Source organism: Geodermatophilus obscurus, from assembly GCF_900115395.1.
Lineage (GTDB): Bacteria > Actinomycetota > Actinomycetes > Mycobacteriales > Geodermatophilaceae > Geodermatophilus > Geodermatophilus obscurus_B.
This window is the reverse complement of the sequence record NZ_FOWE01000006.1, coordinates 134,687-147,089: the sequence shown is the minus strand read 5'-3', so window position 1 is coordinate 147,089 and position 12,403 is coordinate 134,687. Positions and strand designations below refer to the sequence as shown.

9 protein-coding genes are annotated in these 12,403 nt (G+C 75.9%); 3 read left to right on the top strand and 6 right to left on the bottom strand.

Annotated features, from left to right (window positions below):
- Positions 1-56: 56 nt before the first annotated feature.
- Positions 57-803 (top strand): peroxide stress protein YaaA, encoded by a 747-nt coding sequence (yaaA, locus tag BM165_RS13215; protein ID WP_075014001.1) that lies wholly within the window; start codon positions 57-59, stop codon positions 801-803.
- Positions 804-959: 156 nt separating this feature from the next.
- The gene (locus tag BM165_RS13210; protein WP_075014000.1) at positions 960-3,572 is read left to right on the top strand and encodes a SpoIIE family protein phosphatase; all 2,613 of its coding nucleotides are present in this window, start codon (positions 960-962) and stop codon (positions 3,570-3,572) included.
- Positions 3,573-3,771: 199 nt separating this feature from the next.
- On the opposite strand, the gene fdhA is transcribed toward BM165_RS13210, so the two are convergent.
- From fdhA to BM165_RS13195, 3 genes are all read right to left on the bottom strand, one after another.
- Positions 3,772-4,989 (bottom strand): formaldehyde dehydrogenase, glutathione-independent, encoded by a 1,218-nt coding sequence (gene fdhA / locus BM165_RS13205; RefSeq protein ID WP_075013999.1) that lies wholly within the window; start codon positions 4,987-4,989, stop codon positions 3,772-3,774.
- Between the two features lie 200 nt (positions 4,990-5,189).
- A complete protein-coding gene (locus BM165_RS13200) occupies positions 5,190-6,929 on the bottom strand; it encodes a DEAD/DEAH box helicase (RefSeq protein WP_075013998.1) in 1,740 nt (579 codons plus the stop codon).
- A gap of 50 nt (positions 6,930-6,979) precedes the next feature.
- On the bottom strand, positions 6,980-7,447 hold the full coding sequence (locus tag BM165_RS13195; protein ID WP_083427324.1) for a GNAT family N-acetyltransferase: 468 nt from the start codon (positions 7,445-7,447) through the stop codon (positions 6,980-6,982).
- A gap of 47 nt (positions 7,448-7,494) precedes the next feature.
- On the opposite strand from BM165_RS13195, the gene BM165_RS13190 reads away from it, so the two are divergent.
- The gene (locus BM165_RS13190; protein WP_075013997.1) at positions 7,495-8,973 is read left to right on the top strand and encodes an amidase; all 1,479 of its coding nucleotides are present in this window, start codon (positions 7,495-7,497) and stop codon (positions 8,971-8,973) included.
- Between the two features lie 62 nt (positions 8,974-9,035).
- Here the strand turns inward: BM165_RS13190 and ppk2 are convergent, their stop codons facing one another.
- From ppk2 to BM165_RS13170, 3 genes are all read right to left on the bottom strand, one after another.
- Positions 9,036-10,046 (bottom strand): polyphosphate kinase 2, encoded by a 1,011-nt coding sequence (gene ppk2 / locus BM165_RS13185; protein ID WP_244274215.1) that lies wholly within the window; start codon positions 10,044-10,046, stop codon positions 9,036-9,038.
- Positions 10,047-10,066: 20 nt separating this feature from the next.
- Complete coding sequence (locus BM165_RS13180; protein ID WP_177225191.1) at positions 10,067-10,768, bottom strand: 1-acyl-sn-glycerol-3-phosphate acyltransferase; 702 nt, start codon at positions 10,766-10,768, stop codon at positions 10,067-10,069.
- Between the two features lie 242 nt (positions 10,769-11,010).
- Complete coding sequence (locus BM165_RS13170) at positions 11,011-12,369, bottom strand: alkaline phosphatase (protein WP_083427323.1); 1,359 nt, start codon at positions 12,367-12,369, stop codon at positions 11,011-11,013.
- Between the last annotated feature and the right edge of the window lie 34 nt (positions 12,370-12,403).

The window sequence follows — 12,403 nt, the reverse complement described above, 5'->3', positions numbered from 1 at the left end:
CTCTGCACGGGGGCCGTTCCAGCACGTCACCGGGCGCGGACGTAGCCTGACCGGCCGTGCTCGTGCTCCTGCCGCCCTCGGAGACCAAGGCGCCGGACGGCGACGGCGCCCCGCTTGACCTGGCGGCGCTGGGCACACCGGAGCTGACACCGGTCCGCGAGCGGCTGGTGCGGGCGCTGGTCGACCTGGCCGCCGACCCGCCCGCCGCCCGCACCGCGCTCGGCCTCTCCCCCGGCCAGGACGCCGAGCTCGCCCGCAACGCCGCGCTGTGCACGAGCCCGACCACGCCGGCGATCCAGCGCTACACCGGCGTCCTCTACGACGCCCTCGCCGTCCGCACGCTGACCCGCGCCCAGCGGGCCCGCGCCGACCGGCGGCTGGCCGTGGGGTCGGCGCTGTTCGGGCTGGTCCGCGCGGGCGACCCCATCCCCGCCTACCGGCTCTCGGCGGGCTGCACCCTCCCCGGCCTGCCGCCCCTGCGGGCGCTGTGGCGCCGGGCGCTCGGGCCGGTGCTGGCCGGGTCCGGTGAGCTCGTCGTCGACCTGCGCAGCGCCGCGTACCAGTCCCTGGCCCCCGTGCCGGGCGCGGTGACCGTCGACGTCGTCAGCGTGCGCGCCGACGGCAGCCGCACGGTGGTCAGCCACGCGAACAAGGCGCACAAGGGCCTCGTCGCCCGCCTGCTCGCCACCACGACCGCCGAGCCGGACGGCGTCGTCCGGGTGCGGGCGCTGCTGCGCCGGGCGGGGTTGCACGTGGAACACGACGGCGGGACGGCGCTGACGCTGGTGCTGCGACCGTCCTGACGGGCGTGCGTCACCGTCGGTGTGCCTCGTCGCACCGCCCGTCAGGCCTGTGCGCGACGAACAGGGTCGCTTACAGTGTCAACCGCGCCCGACCAGAGCCAGCCGGCCGAGTGCAGCGCTGCATCGAGTCGGCCACGAGCCGCACGGAGAGGTTCGGTGGACGACACGTCGCGCCCCCACGTCCCGGCACCGGCGGCCGACCGGCGCGCCGCGGTGCAGGCACTGACCGAGGACCGCGGCCGCACCCGGTCCGCCCGGCGGCTGCGGCTGCGGGACGCCAGCTCCGCGCTCGACCGGCTCACCGGGCTCGCCGCCCGGCTGCTGGGTGCGCCGATCGCCCAGCTCTCCCTCATCGACGACGTCCAGGTCGTCGTCGCCGCCGTCGGCCTCCCGGCAGGGACCGTCGGCGCGGAGGTGCCGCTGGAGTCCACGGCGTGCGCGGTGGCCGCGGCCGACCGCACGCCGTTCGCCGTCCCCGACGCCGCTGCCGACCCCCGCGTCGCCGACCTCGAGCCGGTCGCCGCGGGCATGGTCGGCGCCTACCTCGGCGCGCCCCTGCTCGACTCCGAGGGGCAGGTCGTCGGCGTCCTCTGCGTGGTCACCCCCACCCCGCGGCCGTGGTCGGACACCGACGTCGCCGTCCTGCGCCAGCTGGCCTCCGCCGCGATGACGGAACTCGAGCTGGCGGCGCTGCGCACCGAGTACGAGAGCGACCGGCTGCGCTGGGGGCTGGCCATCGACGCCGCCGGCATCGGGACCTTCGACTGGGACCTGCGCACCGGGGAGCTGGTCTGGGACGCCCGCCTGATCGAGATGTTCGGCCACGACGCGGAGTCCTTCAACGGCACGATCGAGGCCTTCAACGAGCGCATCCACCCCGACGACCTGGCGCGGGTCGGCGACGCCATCCAGGGCAGCATCGACTCCCGGGGCGAGTACGAGGCCGAGTACCGGGTCGTGTGGCCCGGCGGTGAGACCCGCTGGGTGCAGGCCCGCGGGCGCACCCTCAGCGACGAGGACGGCGCGCCCACCCGCATGCTGGGCGCCGCCTACGACACCACCGCCGAGCGGGCCTCGGGGCTGCGCGTGACCCGGGTGCTCGAGGCGATGCCGGCCGGCTTCTACTCCCTCGACCGGCAGTGGCGCTTCACCCACGTCAACGCCGAGGCCGAGCGCCTGCTGGGGCGCGAGCGCGACGACCTGCTCGGCCAGGAGCTGTGGACGGCGTTCCCCGCCGCCGTCGGCAGCGCCTTCGAGGAGAACTACCGCACCGCCGTCCGAACCGGCACGCCGGTGCAGTTCGACGCGCACTACCCCGCACCGCTCGACGGCTGGTACGAGCTGCGCGCCTGGCCGAGCCCCGAGGGGCTGAGCGTCTACTTCCTCGAGGTCACCGAGCGCCGGCGGGTGCAGGACCGGGCCGAGCGCGGCGCCCAGCGGCTGGCCCTGCTGGCGCAGGTCAGCGCCGAGCTCGCCGGTGCCCTGGACGCGCACACCGCGACGGCGCACCTGCCCCGGCTGGTGGTCCCGGCGCTGGCCGATTGGTGCATCGTCACCGTCGTCGACCCCGACGGCCGCCCCCGCGACGTCGGCCACTGGCACGCCGACCCCTCGGCCCGCCCGCTGCTCGACCGCTACGTCGCCGCCCGGCTCGACGCCATGCCGGCCACCGCGCCGCTCATGCGGGCGCTACTGACCGGCGAGGCGGTCGTCGAGCGCGCCACCACGGTGCTCGACCTGCTCGGTGACGGCGAGGCGCGCGACCTGCTGGCCGCCCTGGGCCCCGAGTCGGGCGTCGCGCTGCCGCTGCGCGGCCGGGACCGGACCCTCGGCGTCATGACGCTGTACTACCGCCGCGGCTGGGCCCCGCGCGAGGAGGACCTCGCCACCGCCCAGGACGTCGCCGACCGCGCCGGCCTGGCGCTGGACAACGCGCGCCTCTACGGGCAGCAGCAGGCGCTGGCGGAGGGCCTGCAGCGCAGCCTGCTCACCGAGCCGCCCGAGCCCGACCACGCCGAGATCGCCGTCCGCTACCTGCCGGCGGCGGAGGCCGCCCGCGTCGGCGGCGACTGGTACGACGCGTTCCTGCAGCCGGGCGGGGCGACGATGCTGGTCATCGGCGACGTCGTCGGCCACGACACCGAGGCCGCCGCGGCCATGGGGCAGCTGCGCGGGCTCCTGCGCGGCATCGCGACCTACAGCGACGCCGGCCCCGGCGAGGTGCTGCGCGGGCTGGACGCGTCGATGGCCCTGCTGCAGACGCGGGTGCTGGCGACGGCGACCGTCGCCCGGTTCGAGCAGACCGACGACGAGCGCCGCCGCGGCGTCACGCGGATGCGCTGGGCCAACGCCGGCCACCTGCCGCCGCTGGTGACCAACCCCGACGGCAGCGTGGCCGAGCTGGCGTCCTGGCGCGGCGACCTGCTGCTGGGTGTCGACCCGGCGACCCGCCGGGAGGAGTCGGTGGTCACCCTCGACCGCGGCTCGACCGTGCTGCTGTTCACCGACGGGCTCATCGAGCGGCGCGACGCCGACCTCGACGCCGGCATGGCCCGGCTGCGCGAGGCGCTGCGCGAGCTGGCCGACCGTCCGCTGCAGGAGCTGCTCGACGAGGTCCTGCACCGCCTGGTCGACGGCACGCCGGAGGACGACGTCGCCCTCGTCGCGGTCCGGCTGCACCGGCAGGACGTCCCGCGGCCGCTGGTCGCCGGCCCGAACCGGATCCCCGACGTCGTCCCCGAGGACCCGGCCGGCCCCATCCGGCGCTGAGGAAGGACCCCCTCGCCCCCCACCGCTCGCGAGCTCGCGGCGGGCCCCTGCGAGGGGGCCGTTCCAGCACCTCACCGCCCCCCACCGCTCGCGAGCTCGCGGCGGGCCCCTGCGAGGGGGCCGTTCCAGCACCTCACCGCCCCCCACCGCTCGCGGCAGGGGGCAGGAGGGCCGTTCCAGCTCCTCCCCCGGCCCCGGATCAGGCGGGGACGAGGCCGTTCGGGTTCAGCACGTACTTCTTCGCCGCGCCCTGGTCGAACTCCTGGTAGCCGCGCGGGGCGTCCTCGAGCGGGATCACCTCGGCGTTGACCGCCTTCGCGATCTGCACCCGGTCGTGCAGGATCGCCATCATCAGCTGGCGGTTGTAGCGCATGACCGGGCACTGGCCGGTGGTGAAGGCGTGGGACTTCGCCCAGCCCAGCCCCAGCCGGATCGACAGCGCGCCCACCTTGGCGGCGTCGTCGACCGCACCTGGGTCGCCGGTCACGTAGAGCCCGGGGATGCCGAGCGCACCGCCGGCCCGGGTGATGTCCATGAGCGAGTTGAGCACCGTCGCCGGCGCCTCCTGCTGCGCGCCCTCGCCGTGCCCGCGGGCCTCGAAGCCCACGGCGTCCACGCCGCAGTCGACCTCGGGCTCGCCGAGGATCTCGGCGATCTGGTCCTTCGGGTCGCCCTTGGAGACGTCGATGGTCTCGCAGCCGAAGCTGCGCGCCTGGGCGAGCCGGTCGGCGTTGAGGTCGCCGACGATGACCACCGCCGCGCCCAGCAGGTGGGCTGAGGCAGCCGCCGCCAGCCCCACCGGGCCGGCCCCGGCGATGTAGACCGTCGAGCCGGTGCCCACCCCGGCGGTCACGCAGCCGTGGTAGCCGGTGGGGAAGATGTCCGACAGCATCGTCAGGTCGCGGATCTTGGCCAGCGCCTGGTCGCGGTCCGGGAACTTGAGCGCGTTCCAGTCCGCGTACGGGACCAGCACGTACTCGGCCTGCCCGCCGGTCCAGCCGCCCATGTCCACGTAGCCGTAGGCCGAGCCCGGGCGGTCGGGGTTGACGTTGAGGCAGATGCCGGTCTTGCCCTCCTTGCAGTTGCGACAGCGCCCGCAGGCGATGTTGAAGGGCACGCTGACGATGTCGCCGACCTCGAGGAACTCGACGTCGGACCCCTTCTCGACGATCTCCCCGGTGATCTCGTGGCCGAGGACCAGACGTTCGGGCGCGGTCGTGCGGCCGCGGACCATGTGCTGGTCACTGCCGCAGATGTTGGTGGCCACCGTCCGCAGGATGACCCCGTGCGGCGTCTTGCGGCCGACGTTCGCCGGGTTGACGCCCGGCCCCTCCTTGAGCTCCAACCCCGGGTAGTCCAGGTCGGCGACCTCGACCTTGCCCGGACCCATGTACATGACCGCTCTGTTGCCTGCCACGGACGCTCCTCCCGGTCGGCGGCCGGCGCGCTGCTGCGCCGGCTCGCCTGCGACCCACCGCCCTGGGCGGCGGCTCACAGGGGCACGAGTGTGATCCGGACCACACCGCCTGGCGGCCGGCCACGCCGATCGGGCTCCGGCGCGCGGCCCGTACGCACGCAGCGTGGCCCGGCATGCGCGCGTGGTCACCGGAGCGGCGCTCAGGCCGGGGACCGCTCCCGGCGGACCGTGACCTTGCGGCCCTTGACCGAGCTCGCCTTCAGCGCGGCGATCACCTCGTCGGCGGACGCCGCGGGCACCTCGACCAGGCTGAACCGCTCGGCGATCTCGATCGCCCCGACGTCGCGGCCGCGCAGCCCGGTCTCCCCCGCGATGGCGCCGACCAGGTCGCCCGGGCGGACGCCGGCGCTGCGCCCGGCACCGATGAACAGCCGCTCGGTGTCCCCGCCCGGGCCCGACCGGCCCCGCGGCGGCCGCCCCTGACCGCGGTCGCCGCGGTCGCCGTCGCGCCGGGGCCGCTCGGGCCGCAGGGTGACCTCGGGGATCTCCTCCTCGTCGTCGGGCCCGCCGGTGGCCTCGTGGGCGAGCTTGACCGCGGCGAGCGCCACCTCCATGACGTCGAACTCGTCGGTGAGCGTCTCGACGACGCCCCGAAAGCGCTCGAGGTCGTCACCGAGCAGGCTCTCCCGCAGCGCGGCGCGGGTGAGCTCGAGCCGGCGGGCGCGCAGGTCGGCGACGGTGGGCACCCGCTCGACCTTGATCGGGGCGCCGGTGACCCGCTCGATCGTCTTGAGCATGCGGTGCGCCCGCGGCTCGACCAGCGTGATAGCCACGCCCTCGCGCCCGGCCCGGCCCACCCGGCCGATGCGGTGCACGTAGGTCTCCGCCGCCGCCGGGACGTCGTAGTTGACGACGTGGGTGAGCTGCTCGACGTCCAGGCCGCGGGCGGCGACGTCGGTGGCGACCAGCAGCTCCGCGGTGCCGCCGCGCAGCCGGCCCATCACGCGGTCGCGCTGCTCCTGGCTCATCCCGCCGTGCAGCGCCTCGGCGCGGTAGCCCCGGCCGTTGAGCGTCTCGGTGAGGTCGTCGACCTCGTCGCGGGTGCGGCAGAAGACGATCGCCGCCGTCGGGCTCTCGACGTCGAGCACCCGTCCCAGCGCGGCGGCCTTGGCGGCACGGGCGACGACGAACGCCGTCTGCCGGACGCGCGGCGCCTCCCCCTCCGTGGGCACCTCGCGGGCCACCTGGATGCGCAGCGGGTCGCGCAGGTGGCGGCGGGCCATGCTGTCGAGCCGGCGCGGCATGGTGGCGCTGAACAGCACCGTCTGCCGCTCCTCGGGGACCTCGTCGAGCAGCGCCTCGAGGTCCTCGGCGAAGCCCATGTCGAGCATCTCGTCGCCCTCGTCGAGCACCACCGTGGCCACGCCGCCCAGGCGCAGGCTGCCGCGCTGCAGGAGGTCCAGCGCTCGGCCGGGGGTGGCGACGACGACGTCGACCCCGGCCTCCAGCGCGCGCAGCTGGCGCGGGATCGGCTGCCCGCCGTAAACGGGCACCACCCGGGCGCCGAGGTCGCGGCCGTACCGGTGCAGCGCCTCCGACACCTGGATGGCCAGCTCGCGCGTCGGGACGAGGACCAGCGCCAGCGGGTCGCCGCCGGGGCGCTCGTCGGGCAGGCGCTGCAGGACCGGCAGCGCGTAGGCCGCCGTCTTGCCGGTGCCGGTGGCCGCCTGGCCGAGGAGGTCGCGGCCGGCCGCCATCGGCGGGATCGCCTCGCGCTGGATCGGCGTGGGCTCCTCGTAACCGAGCCGGGACAGCGCCGCCAGCAGCTCCGGGCGCAGGCCGAGGTCGGCGAAGGTGGCCCCCTCGTCCGGTGCGGTCGGGGCGGTCCCCGCCTCGGGGGTCGGCTCCGCCTCGGGGGTCGTCTCCGCCTCAGGGGTCATGGGCCCGATCGTCCCCGGCGCGTGCACCGCGGCGACTCCCGGGGTGGTCGTCAGCCGGCCGGGACGTGGCCGGTGGGGGCGACGGACTTCTCGAAGCAGACGGTGGTCGGGTCGTCCCGGAAGTACCCGTAGCACGGGATCTCCCGCCAGCCGCTGCCGCGGTAGAGCCGCAGCGCCTCCGGCTGCTCCGTGCCGGCCTCCAGGCGTAGCAGCCGGTCCCCCCGCGCGGCCGCCAGGTCCTCGACGCCCTGCAGCAGGAGGCGTCCGATGCGGTGCCCGCGGGCCGCGGGGTCGACGTACATCCGCTCGACCTCGCCGACGCCACCGCCCAGCGACCCGAGGGCGACGCACCCGACCGGACGGCCCTCCAGGCGTGCGAGCAGGCACGCGGCGTCCGGGGACAGGCCCGGGCCGGCGTCCGCCACGCCGTAGCGGCTCATCACCTCCCGCTCCTGCGCCGCCACCAGCGCCAGCAGTGCCGGGTCCCCGCTCGTCGTCACCTCGATCACGGGCTCCACGCGGTGATCGTGCCGCCCGACGGCGCCCGCCGTGGCACCCTCCCCCGGTGACCTCCGCCGCTCACGACGACCGCACCGCCGACCGCACCGCCGACCGCGCCGCCGACCGCGCCGCCGACGACGACCTCTGCCTGCGCCCGGCCACCGAGCTGGCCGCCCTGGTGCGGGCGCGGGAGGTGTCGGCGCGCGAGCTGCTCGAGGCGCACCTGACCCGGATCGAGCGGGTCGACCCGCAGGTCAACGCGATCGTCACCCTCGACGTCGAGGGTGCCCGGGCCGCGGCCGATGCCGCCGACGCCGCGCTCGCGGCCGGGGAGGAGGTCGGGCCGCTGCACGGGCTCCCGGTGGCGCACAAGGACACCCACGCCACCGGCGGCATGCGCACCACCTGGGGCTCGCCGCTGCACGCCGACACCGTCCCGGCGCGCGACGAGCTGGTGGTCGAGCGGCTGCGGCTGGCCGGGGCGGTCCGGGTGGGCAAGACCAACGTGCCCGAGTTCGCGGCCGGGTCGCACACGTTCAACACGCTGTTCGGCGCGACGCACAACCCCTGGCGGCACGGGCTGTCGGCGGGCGGCTCCAGCGGCGGCGCGGCCGCGGCGCTGGCGGCCGGGCTGGTGCCGCTGGCCGAGGGCAGCGACATGGGCGGCTCGCTGCGCAACCCGGCCGCGTTCTGCAACGTCGTCGGGCTGCGGCCCACACCCGGCCGGGTGCCCACCTGGCCGGCCGCGATGGGCTGGTCGACGCTGTCGGTGCAGGGGCCGATGGGCCGCACGGTGGCCGACGTCGCGCTGACGCTGTCGGCGATCGCCGGGCCGGACCCGCGGGTGCCCATCTCGCTGTCCGACGACCCCGCCGGGTTCGCCGCGGCGCTGCCGGAGGACCTGCGCGGCCTGCGGGTGGCCTGGGCGCCCGACCTCGGCGGCCTGGTGCCGGTGGACCCGGCGATCCCGGCGGTGCTGCGCGGCGTGCTGCCGGTGCTCGAGTCGCTGGGCGCCACGGTCGAGGAGGCCTGCCCCGACCTCCGCGAGGCCGACGAGGTGTTCGGCACGCTGCGGGCCTGGCTGTTCGAGGCCACCTTCGGCGACGTCGTCCGCCGCTCGCCGGAGCAGGTGAAGGCCGCCATCCGCGGCAACGCCTCGGTCGGGGCGGCGCTCACCGGCGCCGACGTCGCCCGCGCCGAGCTCGCCCACACCCGGTTGCACGAGCGGGTGGTGCGCTTCTTCGACACCCACGACGTGCTGCTCGCGCCGACCACGCAGGTGCTGCCCTTCCCCGTCGAGCAGGAGTACCCGGCGGAGGTCGCCGGCGTCCCGCAGGCGGACTACCTGGGCTGGATGCGCTCCTGCACGCTGGTCTCGGCCACCGGCTGCCCCGCGCTATCCCTGCCGGGCGGCTTCACCGACGACGGGCTGCCGGTGGGCCTGCAGATGGTGGCCGCGCCGCGCGCGGACCGGCGGCTGCTGGAGATGGCGCACGCCGTCGAGCAGGCCACCGGGCACGGTCGCCGGCGGCCACCTCTCTGAGGCCGTCTGCGGCTCTCTCGTTCCCCGGCTAGAGAGCCGCAGACGGGGGGGTATGGAACCGGTCAGCGGCGCGCGTACCGCGGCAGCGGCGGGGCGACCGCGGTGTCGGCGTGCTCCTCCAGCACGTCGGCGGCCGCGCCGACGATCAGCGGGTCGGGGTCACCGACGACGTCGCAGTCCTTGCCCTCGTAGTCCAGCCGGCACAGCACGTGCCGCATCGCCTCGAGCCGGGCGCGCTTCTTGTCGTTGCTCTTGATCACCGTCCACGGCGCGTGGGCGGTGTCGGTGTGCAGGAACATCGCCTCCTTGGCCTCGGTGTAGGCGTCCCACTTGTCGAGGCTGGCCAGGTCGGTGGGCGAGAGCTTCCACTGCCGCACGGGATCGATCTGGCGGACGATGAAGCGGGAGCGCTGCTCGCCGCGCGAGACGGAGAACCACAGCTTGAACAGCAGGACGCCGCTGTCGACGAACATCCGCTCCAGCTCGGGCGCCTGGACGAGGAACTGCTGGTACTGCTCCTCGGTGCAGTAGCCCATCACCCGCTCGACGCCGGCGCGGTTGTACCAGGACCGGTCGAACAGCACGATCTCGCCGGCCGCGGGCAGGTGCTGCACGTAGCGCTGGAAGTACCACTGGTTCTGCTCGCGCTCCGACGGCTTGTCCAGGGCGACGACGCGGCTCCCGCGCGGGTTGAGGTGCTCGGTGACGCGCTTGATGGTGCCGCCCTTGCCCGCGGCGTCGCGGCCCTCGAAGACGATGACCAGCTTCTGCCCCGTGTCCTTCACCCAGCCCTGCAGCTTGAGCAGCTCGATCTGCAGCCGGCGCTTCTCGATCTCGTACTCCCGGCGCTCCATGCGCTCGGTGTAGGGGTAGCCCTCGCGCCAGGTCTCGACCCGCAGGCCGTCGGGGCCGAACAGCTCGCGGTCGTCGTCCCAGTCCTCGTCGCTGTTCACGTCGGGCAGCGCGTTGAGCCGCCACTTCGACAGGTCGAGGACCTCGGCCGTGGCCGGCACCCGGACCGGGGGCGCGCCGTCGTCGGCGCCGTCGCGGTCCACGAGGGTGTCGGGCTGCACGGGAGCCTCCTCCGGTGGGGTCAGGGACGGGCGCGGCCGTACCCCGAACGGGCGCGGACAGTCCTGCGACGGCGTGGCGGCCGGGCCGCGGGCGCCACGCGCGCGCCGTCCTCGAGCACGTGCGCCACCGCGTACTCGGCGAGCGAGGCCAGGGCGCGGGCGTCGCCGCCGGGCTGCAGCGCGGGCAGCAGGTGGACCTCGACGACGTCCCCGACCTGCCGCACCGCGACCGGGCAGACGACGGCCTGCGCGTCGACGGCGGCGGCCACCGCGCGGGCGCGGAAGCGGCCGGGCTCGCCGTCGGCGGCCGCGCCCCCGGGGTGGGAGGTGACGGTGGCGCCGCGGCGCAGCAGCTCGGCGACCTCGCCGCGGACCGCGCCGCTGCCGTCGTCGACGAGCAGCCCGCCGCGGCGGGCGAGCGAGCGCAGCAGCGGGCTGTCCACGAGCGCGGCGTCGACCACCGGTGTGCCGGGGACGACGGTGGCCAGCGCCAGCACGTCGGTCCAGCACGAGGCGTTGGCGACCACCAGGCGCGGGCCGCGCGGCCAGGCCGTGGGCGAGGAGACGACGCGCACGCGCAGCCCCCGGGCGGTGAGCAGCTCGGCGGCGGTGCAGACCAGCAGCCGCTGGCGGCGCCGGTCACCGCCCCAGGTCGCGGTGGCGGCCCGGACGGCGGTGCGGGCCAGCACGGGGGTCAGGGCGGGCGTCGGAGCGGCGGGCATCGGAGCGGCGGGCATCGGAGCGGCGGGCATCGGAGCGGCGGGCATCGGAGCGGCGGTCGGGGCGTCCATCGGGCCTCCCGGGTGCGGGGTGTTCCGGGGGCCAGGGTCGGCGGTACAGGTGTCCGTTCCGTGACGGTCGTGCAGCGGTCGCCCGTCGGCGGTGTGCACTCCTGCCCGGGCGTCCTCCGTCCGGGGGAGCCCGGGACCGGCTCGGCACCGGCCCCGGGCTCCGGCCGGGGTCCTCAGTCGAACAGCACCGAGGTCATGACGTCGTACAGGTGGGTGTTCGGGTAGTAGCCGGTGAGCTCCTCGCTGCCCGGGCCCTCCGCCGTGACGACGGTCGGGACGCCGGTGTGCCCGGTCGTCGTCCAGTCGAGCGCGAAGTCGTAGGCACCGTCGGTGCCCGCGACGACGAAGGGGCCGTCCTCGCCGGACTCCGTCTCGCCCTCGACCGCGACCTCCTGCGGCAGCGTGCCGCCGGGGCCGCTCTCGTCCTCGCCGTCGACGTCCTCGATCGACAGCCCACCGCACTCGTGGTCGCCGGTGACGATGAGCAGGGTGTCGGGGTGCTCGGCCACGTAGGCCCGCGCCACCTCGACAGCGGCGTCGAGGGAGCGCATCGACTCGAGCATCCGCGCCGCGTTGTTGTTGTGGGACATCTCGTCGACGGCCTCCTCCTCGACGAGGAGGAAGAAGCCGTCCTCGTCCTGCGAGAGGACGTCGAGGGCCCGGGTGGTCATGTCGGCGAGGGACACGACCGGGTCGAACTCGTCGCCCTCCCCCTCGGGCCGCTGCTGGAACATCTCCTCGTTGGCGAAGAGGCCGAGCAGCAGGTCGGAGTCGGCGGCCGCGAACTCCTCGGCGGTGCTGACGTACTCGTAACCGAGGCCCTGGGCCTGCGCGACCAGGTCGCCCTGCGTGCTGCGGGACACCTCCGGGTCCTCCTCGTCGCCGGTCCGCGGTGGGTAGGTGCCCTCGTCGCCGGCGGGCAGCCACCAGTCCTCGCCGCCGCCCAGGATCACCTCGGGACGGCTGACCTCGAGGTACTGGCGGGCGATGTCGTCCTGCGCGGCGCGCTGGGCGCTGTTGGCGAAGAACGCCGCCGGGGAGGCGTCGGTGACCTGCGCGGTGGTGACGATGCCACCGGCCAGGCCGGCCTCCTCGGCCTGCTGCCCGATGGTCGGCAGCGGGTTCCCGTCGAGGTCGACGCTGATCGCGCCGTTGTACGTCTTCACGCCGGTGGCCCACGCCGAGGCCGAGGCGGCGGAGTCGGTGACCGTGTCCTCGGGGTCGCGGGCGTCGGTGGTCTGCAGGCCGGCGATCGGGAGCCCGTCCATCGCCAGCTGTCCGTCGAAGCCCTCCTGGTCCAGGCGCGCGGCCTCGCGGTGGGCGGCGCCCATGCCGTCGCCGTTGACGAAGATCACGCTGCGCGGCTGCTGGTGGGGGTGGTGGCCGCCGTCCCCACCCCGGCCGCCGTGGCCACCGCCGTCGCCGTCGCCCGTGGCGAGTGCCCCGGTGAGCGGCAGCAGCGCGAGCGTGCCGCCCGCCACCGCCACCACCGTCAGCGTCCGCAGCCGCCGGCCCGTCCTGGAGTCGTCCATGTCCACCCTCTCGTCGCGGGATCCCGCGGGCGCA